Annotated in this window: 14 protein-coding genes; 9 read left to right on the top strand and 5 right to left on the bottom strand. The window is 59.2% G+C overall.

Annotated elements, in window-relative coordinates; all coding sequences use genetic code 11:
- Positions 1-44: 44 nt before the first annotated feature.
- Genes ABIB57_RS10195 through ABIB57_RS10185 form a run of 3 tightly spaced genes read right to left on the bottom strand, consistent with a single transcriptional unit; the run spans position 45 to position 4,663 of the window.
- A complete protein-coding gene (locus ABIB57_RS10195) occupies positions 45-1,049 on the bottom strand; it encodes a rhamnose ABC transporter substrate-binding protein (protein WP_354040494.1) in 1,005 nt (334 codons plus the stop codon).
- A gap of 45 nt (positions 1,050-1,094) precedes the next feature.
- Positions 1,095-2,099 (bottom strand): ABC transporter permease, encoded by a 1,005-nt coding sequence (locus ABIB57_RS10190; protein ID WP_354040492.1) that lies wholly within the window; start codon positions 2,097-2,099, stop codon positions 1,095-1,097.
- Positions 2,096-4,663 (bottom strand): ATP-binding cassette domain-containing protein, encoded by a 2,568-nt coding sequence (locus tag ABIB57_RS10185; RefSeq protein ID WP_354040490.1) that lies wholly within the window; start codon positions 4,661-4,663, stop codon positions 2,096-2,098. Before ABIB57_RS10185 ends, ABIB57_RS10190 begins: the two co-directional genes overlap by 4 nt.
- Between ABIB57_RS10185 and ABIB57_RS10180 the strand changes: the two genes are divergently transcribed.
- The gene (locus ABIB57_RS10180) at positions 4,563-4,799 is read left to right on the top strand and encodes a hypothetical protein (RefSeq protein ID WP_354040622.1); all 237 of its coding nucleotides are present in this window, start codon (positions 4,563-4,565) and stop codon (positions 4,797-4,799) included. The genes ABIB57_RS10185 and ABIB57_RS10180 overlap by 101 nt on opposite strands.
- 59 nt (positions 4,800-4,858) lie before the next feature.
- Positions 4,859-6,337, top strand: a complete 1,479-nt coding sequence (locus ABIB57_RS10175) for a mannitol dehydrogenase family protein (RefSeq protein WP_354040488.1) — start codon at positions 4,859-4,861, stop codon at positions 6,335-6,337.
- On the opposite strand, the gene ABIB57_RS10170 is transcribed toward ABIB57_RS10175, so the two are convergent.
- A complete protein-coding gene (locus ABIB57_RS10170) occupies positions 6,334-7,554 on the bottom strand; it encodes an ROK family transcriptional regulator (protein ID WP_354040486.1) in 1,221 nt (406 codons plus the stop codon). The two genes, ABIB57_RS10175 and ABIB57_RS10170, sit on opposite strands and share 4 nt — an antisense overlap.
- A gap of 102 nt (positions 7,555-7,656) precedes the next feature.
- On the opposite strand from ABIB57_RS10170, the gene ABIB57_RS10165 reads away from it, so the two are divergent.
- On the top strand, positions 7,657-8,733 hold the full coding sequence (locus ABIB57_RS10165) for a DUF4432 family protein (RefSeq protein ID WP_354040484.1): 1,077 nt from the start codon (positions 7,657-7,659) through the stop codon (positions 8,731-8,733).
- On the opposite strand, the gene ABIB57_RS10160 is transcribed toward ABIB57_RS10165, so the two are convergent.
- Positions 8,734-9,915 carry an ROK family protein gene (locus ABIB57_RS10160; RefSeq protein WP_354040483.1) on the bottom strand — a complete coding sequence of 394 codons (1,182 nt, stop codon included), beginning with the start codon at positions 9,913-9,915 and terminating at the stop codon, positions 8,734-8,736.
- 124 nt (positions 9,916-10,039) lie between these two features.
- Here ABIB57_RS10160 and ABIB57_RS10155 point away from each other — a divergent pair, with 124 nt between their 5' ends.
- The 6 genes from ABIB57_RS10155 (at position 10,040) to ABIB57_RS10130 (ending at position 15,241) form a co-directional block, all read left to right on the top strand.
- Positions 10,040-10,804: an SDR family NAD(P)-dependent oxidoreductase gene (locus tag ABIB57_RS10155; protein WP_354040481.1), complete on the top strand. Its 765-nt coding sequence runs from the start codon at positions 10,040-10,042 to the stop codon at positions 10,802-10,804.
- Between the two features lie 65 nt (positions 10,805-10,869).
- The gene (locus ABIB57_RS10150) at positions 10,870-11,946 is read left to right on the top strand and encodes a Gfo/Idh/MocA family protein (RefSeq protein WP_354040479.1); all 1,077 of its coding nucleotides are present in this window, start codon (positions 10,870-10,872) and stop codon (positions 11,944-11,946) included.
- Complete coding sequence (locus ABIB57_RS10145; RefSeq protein ID WP_354040477.1) at positions 11,946-12,773, top strand: sugar phosphate isomerase/epimerase family protein; 828 nt, start codon at positions 11,946-11,948, stop codon at positions 12,771-12,773. The genes ABIB57_RS10150 and ABIB57_RS10145 overlap by 1 nt, the downstream gene beginning before the upstream one ends.
- 2 nt (positions 12,774-12,775) lie before the next feature.
- Entirely contained in the window at positions 12,776-13,585 is an 810-nt protein-coding gene (locus ABIB57_RS10140) for an alpha/beta fold hydrolase (RefSeq protein ID WP_354040476.1), read from the top strand.
- Positions 13,572-14,291 carry a ribulose-phosphate 3-epimerase gene (locus ABIB57_RS10135; RefSeq protein ID WP_354040475.1) on the top strand — a complete coding sequence of 240 codons (720 nt, stop codon included), beginning with the start codon at positions 13,572-13,574 and terminating at the stop codon, positions 14,289-14,291. The genes ABIB57_RS10140 and ABIB57_RS10135 overlap by 14 nt, the downstream gene beginning before the upstream one ends.
- Positions 14,291-15,241: an ROK family protein gene (locus tag ABIB57_RS10130; RefSeq protein WP_354040611.1), complete on the top strand. Its 951-nt coding sequence runs from the start codon at positions 14,291-14,293 to the stop codon at positions 15,239-15,241. The genes ABIB57_RS10135 and ABIB57_RS10130 overlap by 1 nt, the downstream gene beginning before the upstream one ends.
- Positions 15,242-15,249 lie beyond the last annotated feature (8 nt).

The following is a 15,249-nucleotide window of genomic DNA, read 5'->3' as shown; positions in this document are numbered from 1 at the left end:
GCGGTGCCGACAGCGCTCTGCCGCCGACACCTGTGCAGGGAGGTCTAGAACTTGAATTCGGTAACGTTTGCCGGGGTCACGATCTTTGCTGGCCCGAGGATGATTTCGCCGTTTTCACCCAGTGTATATTCGCCTAGGCGCCCAGCGGTGAATGTTTCCCCGGCCTTTCCGGTGATCTTGCACTGGGCGACGGCCTGGGCTGCGTAGTAGGTCAGATAACCAAGGTCGGTCACGTTCCACCAGATATCCTGAACAGTCCCGGCTTCGATGTATTTCTTGATCATCGAAGCGGGTGCTAAGCCACTAAGCTTGATCTTCCCGCTTAGGCCTGCTTCATCGAGGGCTCGCGCAGCGGCCGGCAGACCGATGCCCGCGGGGACGATTATCCCCTTGAGATCAGGATAGGCCTCCGCAAGCGCCAACGTCTGTTGCTGGTTGACCTGCTCGCTCTCCTCGCCATAGGCGATCTGAACGAGCTTCATCTTGGCGTAAGCCGGATTGCTCGCCAGTTCCGCCTTCATCTGGTCGATCCACGCATTCTGGTTGGTGGCGGTGGCGGTCGAGGACAGGATCGCGAAGTCACCTTCGTTGTCGATCAAGTCACCCATGGCCTGAAGCATCATCTGTGCGAGGCTCTCACCGCTGGCTTGGTTGACAAAGACGGCCCTCGCGTCGGCAGCGACATCGGAGTCATAGGAGACGACCCGAACGCCTTGCTGCATGGCCCGCTTGAGCGCGGGCGCCACGGCATTGGCGTCATTGCCCGAGATTGCAATGACACCGACCTGCTGGGCGACGAGATTGTTGATGAATTCGATCTGGGCTTCTGCCGTGGCCTGGCTAGGCGCGGTCTGCACAACCTCGCCGCCGATTTCGGCCGCAGCTTCTCTGGCGCCGTCACCGGCGACCTGAAAGTAGGGGTCGGTGTCAAGTTTGGGCAGGAAGCCGACCTTGACCGGGACGGTGGCACATTGCTGCGCTATTGCTGATGTGGTCAATGCCAGAGCCGCAAAAAGCGCCAGACAGACACGAATATTCGAATTTTTCATTAGATTTCCTCCACAATGGGACTTTTGTTTACCGAGCGGGCGTCCCTAGACCGCTGGCGTTTCACCGGTACGCTTGAGCAGGCGTCGAAGCCGCCCGCCACCCAGCGCTCGGGAGAAATTTCGGATGAGAAGCGCGGCTATCAGCAGCAAGCCGACCACGGTTCCCTGGGCATCGCCGCCGACGCCCGCAATACCGAGCTGATTGCGAACCACGGCCACCAGAACAAGAGCCATGACGACACCAACGATGCCGCCTTTGCCGCCGAATACGCTGATGCCGCCAAGCATGGCGACGGTGATGACGTCGAGTTCCATGCCGACGCCGTTATTAGCGCGGGCGTTGGCAAGTCGGGCCGTATAGACAACCCCCGCCAGCGACGACACAGCGCCGGATGCGACGAACAGCCAAAGCCGGATGCCGCTGACATTGATGCCGGAATAAAGGGCGGTGACCGGATTACCCCCGATGGCGTAGATCCGCCGTCCGGTTGGCGTCAGGTGCAGCATGACGCCGAAAAGCGGTGCCAACAGCAGGAAAGGTATGATGGTCAGTGGCAACCATGTGTAAGGGACCGAATTGACGCCGAAATTCGTCAAGCCCTCGGGAAGCTGGTTTACCGAACCGCTGCCGAGCAGAATGTAACCGACACCTCGAAAGAGGGCCATGGTTCCCAGGGTGACCACCAGCGACGGCAAGCCAAGAAACACCACCAGGGCTCCGTTGACAGCGCCGAGGCAGGCGCCCAGTGCAACAACGACAGGTATGGCGAGCGCTGGCGACACTCCGGCCGCCACCAACAGGCCAAGCACGACACTGCCCAGAGCCAGTATGCTGGCGACCGACAGATCGATTTCGCGGGCAATCAGCAGCAGCATCATCGGCAGCACGATCAAGGCCCGTTCGGACACTCCGGCAATGAGTTGAGAGAGATTGAAGCCGCTGAAGAAACCGGGCTGGGCCGCGGCGCCATAGATTAGTGCGAAAATTCCGGCGGCGGTTATCATGAGGTCCCAACCCATGACACGGCGAAGAGAGCCTATGCGCTTCATGGGGCAATTCTCCGACCGTTGGTCGAGGTCAGTGAACGCGCTCCCACAAAAGCGTCGACGGCGATGGCTACCAGTATGACCAGCCCGTAGACGCCCTGGAGCCACAAGGGATCGAGCCTGACCAGGGTCAATCCGTTTCTGATGACCAGAAGTGTCAACGCGCCAAGCACGACGCCTGCAATGGTTCCGGACCCTCCGCGAACTGCCACGCCCCCCACAACCACTGCGGCAATGACGGTCAGTTCATAGCCAGTGGCAACACGCGCATCGACGGTGGCATATCGGGACGCCCAGAGCGCACCGCAAAGTCCCGCCAGCGCGCCAGCGGCAATGAACGCGAACATCACGCGTCGACGAGTAGGGATGCCGATCAGCGAAGCGCCGCCGGGATTGGAGCCGATTGCATAAAGCTCCCTGCCCAGGCGCGTGGACGTCAAGGTGAATGCGGCAAGAGCCAGCAGTATAATCGCGAATATGATGATGATCGGCAGCCCGATAACCCTGCCGGTGGCGAAATCCAGCCAATATTGCGGGACCTTGTCGGCACTGATTTGTCTGCCTCCGGCCCAGAGGCTATTGATGCCACGAAACACCGACAGCGTGCCAAGGGTGGCGACGATCGAGGGCACCTCGCACAGCGCGATCAGGCAACCGTTCACGAAACCGGCGGCCACACCGATGACGCAGGCGAGAAGTATCGCAGGAACCACACCGACATCGGGCATCGCCATCATCAGGCTGGCCGCGCCATAGGCTGCCAGTCCCAACACCGCCGCCACCGAAAGATCGATGTTGCGGGTCAGCATCACCAGCATCTGGCCCAGGGCCAGAATGGCCAATAATCCGGCGTCGATCGCAAGCGATGCCAGGTTCGTCGGGCTCAGCATTCTGGCGTTGATCAGCGTGACCGGTACGGCCACGACGGCAATCGCTGCAACAAGGCCCGCCTCACGCTTGAGCAACAGCGATTTTAGCAGCGATCTGCGTCGCGCGGGGTCGTGATCGGCCACCAAGGCAGCACCAGGGTGGTTTGCCTGCGGCGAGATGGAGTCGGTCGCCGCTTTCAGAACTGCTTCCTGAGTGGCTTGGGCGCGCGTGAATTCTGCAGTCTTGCGGCCTTCGCGGAGCACCGCGATACGGTCGCACATACCCAGCAGCTCGGGCATTTCCGATGAAATGAGGATGATCGCCATGCCAGCGGCCGCAAGATCGGAGATCATGGCATGAACCTCGGCCTTAGACTCGATGTCGATGCCCTGCGTTGGCTCGTCCAATATCAACACCTTCGGATTGGTGGCCAGCCATTTTGCCAAAACGACCTTTTGCTGGTTGCCGCCCGAAAGGCTGCTGACCGGTTGCTCGAAGCCCGCGAAGCGCAGTTTGAGCCGTTCGAGCGTCGTCGCGATAAGCCCGATTTCGCGTGTGTGGTTCAGCAAACCATAGCGGCTCGCTTTCTCAAGCACCGTCAGCGAGCCGTTGACGCGGACGCTGAAATCCATGACCAGACTTTGGATCAGCCGGTCCTCGGAAACATAAGCGATGCCGGCCCGCATCGCGTCGCCAGCCGACGCGAACCGAACAGGCTTGCCGTCCAGTTCGACGGCGCCGCGTGTTGAGCGGTCGATTCCGAATAACACGCGAGCAACTTCGGTGCGTCCGCTGCCGACAAGGCCCCCAATCCCCAATATTTCCCCGGCCCTGACGCAAAGGTCAATGCCATCGAAACCTTCAGCGGACAGGTCGGTGGTCCGCAACACTTCCCGCCCGGGTGAGGCGTTCCGCGCGGGATAAATTGCCGAGAGTTCACGGCCTACCATCAGGCGCACGGCCTCGGGCCTGGGGAGATCCTGGGTCTTTTTGATGGCTATGACCGCGCCATCGCGCAATACCGCGATACGGTCAGCCACCCTATAGATCTCGTCCATCCGATGGCCGACAAACATCATCGCCACGCCGCGCGAACGCAGACCGTCGACTACGCCGAAAAGCCGGTCGACCTCGCGTTGGGACAGGGCGGCGGTCGGCTCATCCATGATCAACACGCGAGCGTCGCTCGAGAGCGCGCGTGCGACTTCGACAAGTTGCTGTTCGGAAATGCGCAACTGATCGAGCCGGGTGCGCGAAGAGACGTCAAGACCGATGGCGGACAGCAACTCCTGCGTCCGGCTCTCCATTTCTCCCCAGTTTAGGGTTCCACCCACGGTCCGAATAAAATGACCGAAGAAGACATTCTCGGCGAGCGTTAGATCGGGAAACAAACCCGGATGCTGATGCATGACGGCAATGCCGGCCCGCTGAGCGTCCTGTGGCGATCGGAAAGATACCGATGCACCGTCAAGCATAACCTGTCCGCGGGTGGGTTGGTACACCCCCGCCAACAACTTAACGCAGGTGCTCTTGCCTGCACCATTTTCGCCCAAAAGCGCCAAGACCTCGCCTGCCGCAAGGCCAAATGAAGCTTGCTTGAGCGCAACAGTTCCACCGAACCGCTTCTCCGCTCCGGAAAGTGCGGCAACGAGTTTGGGCGTTTGGTTTGCTGCAGAGTATGTCGCGATGCTGTTCACCGCCGCACGCGCTCAGGCTGCGATCGAATCATGTCAGGTGATTTCAGCACTGGGGCCTCCTCGCTCCGTTTTGGCAGCCGCTTTTCGTGATAAAAAACGGCTTCTCAGGCTGACTGTCAAGTTTCTTTTGCAGTGAATGAACAATTGATGCAATGAGGAGGTGGAGTGAAACCTAATGCTGAAGAAGGACAAGGAATGCCCAACACCATCACCCTGGACGCCAATGCCTTGGTAAGGTTGCCCGAACCGGTAAACCCGATACGCTATGATCGGCGTCGGCTCGTGGCCGGGATCGCCCATATCGGCGTCGGCAATTTTCATCGGGCCCACGAGGCGCTGTACATCCACCGGTGTTTGGAGCTTGGACAGAACGAGGACTGGGCAATCGTCGGTATCGGTATGGGTATCGGCGCCGCGTCCGCACAAAAAGCTGAAGATCTCATCGCCCAGGACTGCCTTTATACGCTTACCGAGTATGCGACGAACGGAACATCGACCTGTTCCGTGATCGGATCAATCATCGAATACCTGCACGCGCCCGACAATCCCGAAGCGGCAGTGGAGCGCATTGCCGATCCTCATATTCGCATCGTATCGCTGACAATCACCGAGGGCGGCTACAATCTCGACGAGAGCAGCGGCGCGTTCCTGATTTCGACGCCGTCAATTGCCACCGACTTGTTGTCACCGGAAAAGCCGCTAACGCCCTTTGGCCTGATCGTTCAGGCTTTAAGGCTGCGAAGGGACCGCGGAATGGGCGGCCTAACCGTGATGTCCTGCGATAATCTGCGAAGCAATGGCATCGTTTCTCGCCGGGCCGTTCTGGGTTACGCGACGGCACTCGACCCGGAGCTGGCAGCGTGGATAGACGAAAACGTCTCGTTCCCCAATTCAATGGTCGATCGCATCGCCCCATCGGTCGGACCCGCCGAAATCGCCCGCGCCAATACGGCGAGCGGCATAGCTGACCGCTCGCCTGTGGTCGGCGAAAGCTTCACGCAATGGGTGATTGAGGACAAGTTCATCGCCGGCCGGCCGCCACTCGAAAAAGTCGGCGTGGAACTGCGTCCGGATGTCGAGCAGTTCGAGACCATCAAAGGGCGAATGCTCAATGCTTCCCACATGATGATGTCTTATCCCTCGCTGCTGTGCGGGCACCGGCTGGTCGATGAGGCAATGAGAGATGAAAATGTCGTTGGTTACCTGAATGCCTTTTTGGAGGTTGACGTCATTCCGCGTTTGACCGGGCCAGAGGGAGTCTCGTTGCAAGAATACAAAGACATGGTGATCGACCGCTTTGCCAACAAAGCGGTTGGGGACCAGCTTCTGCGGATTGCGCACAACGGCATCGCCAAGTTGCCGATCTTTCTGTCCAAGACGCTCACCGAATTGACCGAGGAGAATGGCGACCTGAGGCGGGTAAGCCACTGCCTTGCGTGTTTTGAGACCTATCTCACCGGCAGATCGGCGCTGCCGGTCAATGAGCCGCTGCTGACCGCCACTGATAAAACCTTGTTGGACTCAGGCGATCCTTTGGCGTTGTTAAAACTTTCGGCGTTTTCTGCCCTTGGCCTCGACGCCAGTCCGAGTTTTGCCGAAGCTTTTACCATCGCCCAAAACCAGCTTGCCCAGCTCGGCCCGCAATTGGCGTTGGCGGCGACGGTCCGGCGCTAGTTGGTCGCCTTGGCTGAGGCGAATGTCAGGTGGAGCGGCAGAACTGCCGCTCCAAAAACTGGGGCATCCTCGCCGACCTGCCCTTCCAGGATCGGGGGGATCGCCCTGCCTTCTGGAGCGGCTGCGTTCAACTCCGCCGCTAGCCGGCTCCGCAGCCGGGCAAGCAGTTCCGGTGGTGCGCTCCCCGCCACAACGATGCCTTCAGGATCCAGCAGGCAAACCGCCGCGAGCATGGTCGGCACCAAGCCGGCCAGAGCATCGTCGATCCACTCCTCTACCAGATTGGCGTGTGGCGCCAACAATCCGGGCAACTTGCCATAGCTGGCATCAATACCGTTATGCCGCAGGTGCCGGACCAGGGCGCTCAGCGAGGCGGTACCAGCCAAGATTTGGTAGCGCGATTTTCCCAAACCGACGGCGGCCAACTTCGACGGCGGCACCGGCGTCAGTCCGAAGTCCCCAGCGGTTCCCGTCGAGCCGCGCCAATAGTCATCATTCAACACCACGCCGCCGCCGGCGGACGGGCCGATGAACAGGTAGACGAATGACGACAGCGTCCGCCCCAATCCGTTAAACATCTCGCCCACTGCGGCTGCGGTACCGTCATTTTCGACCGTAATCTCGAGCCCAGTCGCCCTCGCGAGCGCAGCGGGAAAATCGAACCCATTCCAGGCCGGCACAGCTTCGGCGGGAACGCTGAGTTCTGCCGCCCATCCCCCAAGCTGGTTCGGTATCGATAGACCCAGGCCCACAATCTTGGTGCGCTGGACGTCGGTAATACGGGCATCGATCTCGGCCAGCAACTGCTTGACAATCAGCAGGCTCTCCGTCGGCAGTGGATAATCTACCGAATGATGGCGCTTTTCGACGATTTGGGAGGTCAAGTCGGCGAGCAATACCTCAATCCTGTCGCGGTCGACCATGACCCCATAGGAATATGCGCCTTCAGGATCCAGTTCCATGACCGAGGGCGGCATACCCCGCTGTTTTTTGCGACGACCTCCATCCCGGACCAGCCCTCGAGACTGCAGGGAGTCCAGAATGCGCCAGGTCGTATTGAAAGTAATGCCGGCGTAGGCCGCGATTTCGGCTCTGGTTGCGGGCCCGTGGCGCCGTAGGGCGGAGAGGACTCGCCGTTCATTGGCCTCACGGACCCAGATCGAAGTGGCGCCCTTTCCTTTAGCCTGCATCGGAGCTCTGTCATTGCCGGCTGCCATTAGATTTCCTTGCGAAACTGAATCCATACCTGATGACAAGATATAGCAATCTGCGCTAGTGCAACTTCCTAAATTAATTCACTGCAAAAGATGGAGGAAAGCGTGCGCTTTAGCCTGTTTAATGGCCAGTTCGGAAATACCGACCGGGTGTTGCTCGAAGGCGTTCACTTCAAGGCTACAGCGAAGCGTTATTCTTCAGGCGTCGCGGCCCTTCTGGTTGAAACCCGCGATATGGCCATGGAGATTTTGCCGTTTCAAGGACAGCAAATCTGGTCCGTCACCGTCGGCGGCAGGAGGCTGACGATGAAATCAATGAACAGCGAACCGGTGAACAGCCAAAATTATTTAGAGGCCTATGGGGCTTTCTTCATCCATTGCGGCCTGACCGCCATCGGCTCCCCCGGACCGGAAGACCGGCATCCACTGCACGGCGAACTGCCCAATGCGTGCTACGAAGACGCGTACATAGAGCTGGGCGGATCGTGGCAGAACCCTAGCCTGTCGGTCGGAGGTGCATTTAGATACACCCTGGCCTTTGCGACCAGCTATCGCTTCGACCCCGAAGTCACCATCCCGGCCGAAGGTACTCTGTTCGACATGGAGGTGAAGGCGACGAACCTGAAGGCCAGCCCCATGGACCTAATGTATCTGGGTCACGCCAATTTCATGCCGATAGATGATGCCGAACTGAAATACTCGGCCAGATACGTACCCACCGATGTCGTCCTTCGAACCTCGATCCCGCCGCATTTACGCCCCAACGAACACTACCTCGAAGATCTGGCCAAACTCGCCGCCAACCCAGCGCTTCATCACCGGATAGGGAGCCGGGCCGCCTTCGACCCGGAAGCCGTGTTTATGGTGAAGTACCGGGCCGACAGCTCGGGATGGGCGCACAGCCTGCAAGTGCTGCCTGATGGTTCGTCCGACTATATCGCGTTTCGGCCCTGCGAATTTCCCGCTGCGATCCGCTGGGTTTGCCTCACGCCAGATCAGCGCGGTCTCGGATTGGCGTTACCGACCACTTCAGGCGTTGAAGGAGCCGCCAAGGAAATCGCCGCCGGCCGCAGCGTCAAGGTCCCCCCTGGAGGATCGTGGCAGGCGCGGATGCGCATGGGGACCTTGTCAGCTGAGGAAACCCGCACCATCACCACCGTCATCGAAACGCTCAATACCTGATCAGGCTTTTCCCGGGGCGGCGATACTGATCAGCACCTGCCATTCGGCCTCGGCGTTGTCGAGGGAGGCTTGGTGTGCCAAGGCTGCCGCACCGATGGCGCATTCGAAGACGCCGAGCCGGGAGAAGCCGATCGGCGGCACCGTCAAGCCTGGCACGACGTTGGCCGCCACGCCAGCGGCCAGCCGTTCGACGTTGGGGCGCAGCAGCGGGGCCAGCATGCCACCCAGAAGAATGGCGTCCGGGTTCAGGCTGTTGACCAGATCGGCCAATCCCAAAGACAGATGGGCGAGATAGGTCGTCATTGCCGGATGGCCGGTAAGTTCCCCGGACGCGGCCAATTTTTCGATCTGGTGCCCGTCCAAAACCCGGCCGAGATATTGCTCCAGCGCCCGCAAGTTGACTCGGGTTTCGAGACACCCGATTTTTCCGCAACTGCAAATCGGGCCGTCACCGGCAATGCGGATATGTCCGAACTCGCCCGCCAGGCCGTCAGGTCCCGTCTGCAAGCGTCCGTCGGCCACAATCGCACCACCGCATCCTGTTCCGAGCTTGAGGAACAACAGCATCGAGGTTTGCGGCTCGGGAAAACTGTAGCTGTGACCAAAGGCGGCCGCATTGGCATTATTGGAGAGCGTCCATGGCACCGAAAACGCGTCGTCGAGCACAGGTGCGAAATTTACATCTCGCCAGCCAAGGATAGGCAGATGGACGACGAAGCCGTTTTTGCGAACTAGTCCGGGCAAGGTCAGACCGACACCCCTGATCGGTACCGCCAAATTTTTCTGCATCATCCCGAGCCTGGCGACGATCAGTTGCACCACCTCTGCGGGGCTCAGGGCGAGGTCGAACGACACCGCTTCCTCGATGACAGGTACCAGTGCCAAATCGACTATTGCAAATCGCATGATGCCGACGCCGATTTCAACGCCCAGAAAATGCCCGCCCGAGCTATTCAGGGCAACGCCGATCCCAGGCCGGCCAATGTCAGATTTTTGCCGTTCGACCGGCTCCATCTCGCAAACCAGCTGCCGCCTCACCAAGTCTTCGATCTGATAGGTAATCGCCGATCGCGTCATCCCCAGGCGTCTGGATATCTCGGCGCGCGTGGTTGCACCCTCAATCCGCAGAAGATCGAGAATTTGACGTCCGTTTGAATGCTTGATCGATGCTTGGTTCGCCATGGCGCTCCTTGCCGGAGTTGTCCTATTTTTATCGCGATCAATCAACCTGTGTCGAAACAGCTTGACAGTCCATCGTCAAAAATTCAATTGTTTGCTCAATGAATGAACAAAAGAAAGTCGTGTAATGTACACGCAAAAGTTTGACCTCACTGGCCGGACCGCAGTGGTGACCGGGGGCGGCCGCTCGATAGGACTCGCCTGCGCCCAGGCGCTTGAGGAAGCTGGGGCGGTAGTGACCATTATCGACTACAGCCAGGATGTTCTGTCCGGCGGGCTGCATGCTCTTGGCCCGAACGCCAGTGGCATCCATCTGGACGTTACCGATATTGCGGCAGTCGAGACCTGCGCGGAAAATATCGACGCTAATAGAGGCGTCGACGTGCTGGTCAATTGCGCCGGCGTGGGCCGCCCAGGAGCCGGGGGCGAAGACATCTCCGACGCGGACTGGCACGACGTCATCGATGTCAATCTCAATGGCGTGTTCTGGTGCGCCCGCGCATTCGGCCGCAATATGCTGAAGCGGGGCCGCGGATCAATCGTCAATATCGGATCGATGGCCGGCGAAATCGTCGTCCGACCCCAAATGAATGTTCATTACAACGTTTCCAAGGCTGGAGTGCATCACATGACCCGGTCGCTGGCCGCAGAATGGGGTGCCCGCGGGGTGCGCGTGAACGCCATCGCGCCTGGATTTATAGACACCCCGATGAACGCTTACGCCATTCAGGAAGCGCCTGAGATGGCCAATGCGTGGCTCACCAACACGCCGATGGCACGCTTCGGCCGGATCGACGAGATTGCCTCGGTGGCGCTGTTCCTGGCCTCGGACGCATCGAGTTTCATGACCGGAGCGGTGGTCGTTGCAGATGGCGGCTACACGCTGTGGTAACCAAGGCGCCCACCCCATCCCCTCGACCGGCCTTCAAAGACCGCAATCAGAACCAGAGAGTGAGCATGTCCAAAAAGGAAGATAAACGCCTCAAAGTCGGAGTTCTGGGAGCGGGACCGATTGCGCAAGCCGCCCATTTCGAAAGTGCCACCAAGGGGCGCAACACCGATCTTTACGCAATCTGCGACGTTGCACCCGACCTGTTGGAGCGCATGTCATGGACACATTGGCCGGAAAAATCGTTCAGCGATTACGATGCCATGCTGGCGGACCCCGATCTGGATGCGGTCATCATCGCTACTTCGGACGCTTTTCACGTTCCAGCAGCAATTGCGGCCCTCAAAGCCGGAAAACACGTGTTGTGCGAAAAGCCACTGGGGATTTCGATAGAGGAGGTTGAAGGCCTGCGTGCCGCCGTATCGGATTCAGGCAAAATTCTGCAGGTCGGGCATATGAAGCGTTTTGACCCCGGCATCCAGGCCGCCAAGCAGTTTGTTGACACCACTATGGGCGAACAACTGGCGTTCAAGGCCTGGTACTGCGACTCCACCCACCGATACGCCGTTACCGACGCGGTTCAACCCCTATTGGTAAAGAGCGAAATGGCTCGAAAGCCCTCCTCCAATCCGAAGGCCGATCTGCAGCGCTACTACATGCTGGCTCATGGCAGTCACCTGCTTGATACGGCCCGCCATTTGTGCGGAGAAATCATCGAAGTCGAAGCGCGCCACAGCGAGCGTTTCGGGGCGCATTGCTGGTTCATCGACGTTGCATTCGCGAACGGAACCTTGGGGCATCTGGACCTGACCGTTGCCGTACGGATGGACTGGCACGAAGGATTTCAGCTCTATGGGGAGATGGGGAGCATTGTCGCCAAAACCTTCAATCCATGGTTGTTCAAGAGCAGCGATGTGGAGATTTTCGACGAGCGCACCGCCGAGACCCGTCGCGTGCTCGGCGCTGACGGGCATTTCTATCGCCGCCAACTCGAAGGGTTCGCGGAAACCATTCTGGATAGCAAACCCATGGTCGGCGCGAATATCGACGATGGTATCGCCTCGGTGCGCGGAATGGTCGCAATCGCCCAGTCGGCCGCCAGCAAGCAGTCGGTCAAACTGGCCGACGTCACCGGTGCTGTGTAATGGAACTGGGGATATTCGCTAAAACCTTCGAGGGTTCGTCGCCGGAAATAATTCTGCAGCAAGCAGCGACCGCCGGTTACCAGGCAGTTCAGTACAATATGGCCTGCTCGGGAATTGGTTCTCTGCCAACCCAAATCAGCGACGCAGTCGCCGCAGCGGTATCCGCGGCATCTGCGGCAACCGGGATTCGGATCGCCGCCGTTTCGGCAACTTACAACATGACCCATCCAGACTTGGCAGTCAGGGCAAACGGTCGGGGCGCATTTGCCGCGATTGCCTCACAGGCCCGAACAATGGGAACTGATCTGGTTACGGTTTGCACAGGGAGCATGGATCCGGTGGATCAATGGCGCCGCCATCCCGAAAACGACTCTTCGGAGGCGTGGATTGAAATGTTGCGAGAGTTTGGCCGCATCATTCCGATCGCCGAACAATACGACTTGGTCCTGGGTATCGAGCCGGAACTATCCAATATCATTAGTTCCACCCACAAGGCGCGAGTGCTAATCGATACGCTTAAAAGCGATCGTATCAAAATCGTGCTCGATGCAGCCAATCTTTTTGAGGTTGAGAGCGACCACCGCCGGGAGCACTTGATATTCGAAGCCATCCACGTTCTGGACGATGCGATCGTCATGGCGCACGCCAAGGACCGAAAGGCCGACGGGAGCTTTACGGCGGCGGGCAAAGGCGTCATCGACTTTCCACGTTATGTGGAACTGCTCGCCTCGATTGGCTTCAGCGGAACCTTGGTCACCCATGGCCTGGCTGCCGATGAGGCTGCCGGCGTCGCCCGCTATCTGGCGCCATTGGTAAAGACGGCCTGATCATGTTTGTCACCCAAGACGGCGTGTCGCTCAATGTCGAACAAGTCGGCATTGGGCAGCCCTTCGTATTTCAGCACGGGCTCGGTGGCGACTCTAGGCAAACGGCAGAGGTGTTTCCCCAAGGCCAGGGCTTCAGGATGGTGACTATTGAATGTCGCGGACATGGAAAATCCGAAGCCGGATCATCGTCCGCATTCTCCATTCAGCCATTCGCTGATGACGTCGCTGACTTCATCACAAAATCGCTCCCGGCCCCTGTGGTTCTGGGTGGAATATCGATGGGTGCAGCGATCTCGCTGAACCTCGCCGTTCGCCGTCCCGAACTCATCAAGGGCCTCGTGGTCGCCCGGCCCGCCTGGCTGTTCGACGACAGCCCCGAGAATATGGCGCCCAACGCGGTCGCTGGCCAAATCCTGGCGGCTAACCCCAGCGAAACGGCCCTGGAGGTCTTCGAACACAGTTCGACGGCGGAACAGCTCGGTCGCGTTTCGCCCGATAACCTAAACTCGTTGCGCGGTTTTTTTTCTCGCGCGAACCGGGACATCTTTGCGCAAATGCTCATGCGTATCGCGGCCGATGGCCCAAAAGTCACCAGGTCTGATCTAGCGTCGCTGACGCTCCCGGCATTGGTGATCGGCACCGACCAGGACTATGTACATCCGTTTTCTCACGCGCGCTCGCTGGCCGAGGCTATCCCGAACGCAAAATTGGTGAAGGTCACGTCCAAGTCGGTGTCGCGCGCCCAGTATGTCAGTCAATTTCAGGCCGAACTGGCCGTGTTTCTTCAAGAGGTGAAAGATGCAGCCCAATAGCAACTGGTTCTCTGATCTGCCGAGGGACCGAGTGCTCGCCGAGGTTTCACTGTGGAGCGCCGATCTTCTGGCGATCGGTGCCGACATGGATCGGATCGACCGGCACACCGACATCTACCATCTTGACGTATCGGACGGACACTTCTCCCCTGCCCTGTTGATTTTTCCAGATCTTGTCGCCGCCATTCGCAAGCGCACCTCGAGGCCGCTCCATGTTCATTTGATGGCGACCGACGACATCGTCGTGGACCAAATTGAGCAGTTCGCCGATGCCGGCGCCGACTTGATCAGTGTCCACGCCGAAAACAACAACCTGTACGCAGCGCTCGATGCAATCGACGCGCGCGGTATCTTGAGCGGAGTGGTGCTGCAGCTCGATACGCCCGTGTCGGACATCGAACGCTACAGCGCTCGTGCGTCGTTGATCACGCTGCTTGGAACCCGTATCGGCGTGAAGGGACAGGGATTGGACGAAGCCGCCGAGAGTCGATTGTCTGAAGCCAGAAATCGCATCGATAAGGCCGGGCGAACGCCTCAGACCCTGGTGGCAGCAGACGGCGGAATTCGTGAGCATACGGTGGAACGGCTAGCGACCGCCGGCGCCCAGACAGTAGTATTGGGATCCTTGGCGTTCAGTGCCCCCGATCTGGATCAGCGGATGGGTTGGGTGCGGAGCCACCTTGTGAACGATCGCGTTACTCGATGATCCAGAAGCTCGCAATCGGCATCGACCTGGGTGGAACCCAATTGCGGGTTGCCCTTGTCGACCAAGCAGGGTCGATTGTCGCCAGGGCCGCCGAAAGAACCGATTCTGAAGGTGGTCCTAGCGCTGTTTTTGCCCAGATCGATGCACTTCTCGACAAGATATCCACTGGGATTGGCCGGTCACGCTATATCGGCGTGGGCGTGTCGTCACCCGGGCCGCTCGATACCACTACAGGTGTAGTCCTTGACATTCCCACTCTACCAGGCTGGAACAACATTCCCCTGAAGGACATGCTCGCGAAAAAACTTCGCCTTCCGACAGTGGTTGAAAACGACGGGATCTCGGCCGCAATTGGTGAATGGCGGTTCGGCGCAGGCAAAGGCCTGCAAAACATCGCCTACCTGACGATCAGTACCGGAATCGGCGGCGGCGTAATTGCCGACGGACGGGTCGTTAGAGGACGGCGAGGCTTTGCCGGTCACCTGGGCCACATCATCATCGACTATCACTCCGACGCCGTCTGTTCTTGCGGTGCAAAGGGATGTTTTGAGGCGCTCGGCGCTGGGTCAGCGTTGACGCGACGCGCTCGTGTAATTGCTTCTACTCCAGCGGGCGCTACGTTGCGCTCAATCGCCGCTGGAGACCTAGTCGATGCAGGTCATGTCAGTGCAGCGGCGCGCGGGGGCGATCCTGCAGCGCTGGCGTTGCTTGATGAGGAGGCCGCTATTCTGGGCATCGGCTTTACCGGGATACTGCACGCATTCAGCCCCGATATCGTTGTGGTCGGCGGCGGCGTTTCGAACAGTTTCGATTTGATGGAACTGCGCATCAGTGCAACCGTGCGACGCAATGCGATGAAAGATTTCCGTGACGTGCCGATACGCCCCGCTCAGCTCGGAGAAAATGCAGGACTGATCGGCGCGGCATCCCTTATTTTTGAGCCATGCTAACGGCCAAA

Origin of the sequence: Devosia sp. UYZn731 (genome assembly GCF_040546795.1) — a bacterium.
Taxonomy (GTDB): domain Bacteria; phylum Pseudomonadota; class Alphaproteobacteria; order Rhizobiales; family Devosiaceae; genus Devosia.
This window is presented reverse-complemented; position numbering and strand designations above follow the sequence as displayed.

Coding starts and splice junctions, on each gene's coding strand:
- ABIB57_RS10150 (WP_354040479.1), top strand. CDS start 10,870: ATGTCCAAAAAGGAAGATAAACGCCTCAAAGTCGGAGTTCTGGGAGCG.
- ABIB57_RS10140 (WP_354040476.1), top strand. CDS start 12,776: ATGTTTGTCACCCAAGACGGCGTGTCGCTCAATGTCGAACAAGTCGGC.
- ABIB57_RS10190 (WP_354040492.1), bottom strand. CDS start 2,099: ATGAAGCGCATAGGCTCTCTTCGCCGTGTCATGGGTTGGGACCTCATG.
- ABIB57_RS10135 (WP_354040475.1), top strand. CDS start 13,572: ATGCAGCCCAATAGCAACTGGTTCTCTGATCTGCCGAGGGACCGAGTG.
- ABIB57_RS10155 (WP_354040481.1), top strand. CDS start 10,040: ATGTACACGCAAAAGTTTGACCTCACTGGCCGGACCGCAGTGGTGACC.
- ABIB57_RS10175 (WP_354040488.1), top strand. CDS start 4,859: ATGCCCAACACCATCACCCTGGACGCCAATGCCTTGGTAAGGTTGCCC.
- ABIB57_RS10170 (WP_354040486.1), bottom strand. CDS start 7,554: ATGGCAGCCGGCAATGACAGAGCTCCGATGCAGGCTAAAGGAAAGGGC.
- ABIB57_RS10145 (WP_354040477.1), top strand. CDS start 11,946: ATGGAACTGGGGATATTCGCTAAAACCTTCGAGGGTTCGTCGCCGGAA.
- ABIB57_RS10195 (WP_354040494.1), bottom strand. CDS start 1,049: ATGAAAAATTCGAATATTCGTGTCTGTCTGGCGCTTTTTGCGGCTCTG.
- ABIB57_RS10160 (WP_354040483.1), bottom strand. CDS start 9,915: ATGGCGAACCAAGCATCGATCAAGCATTCAAACGGACGTCAAATTCTC.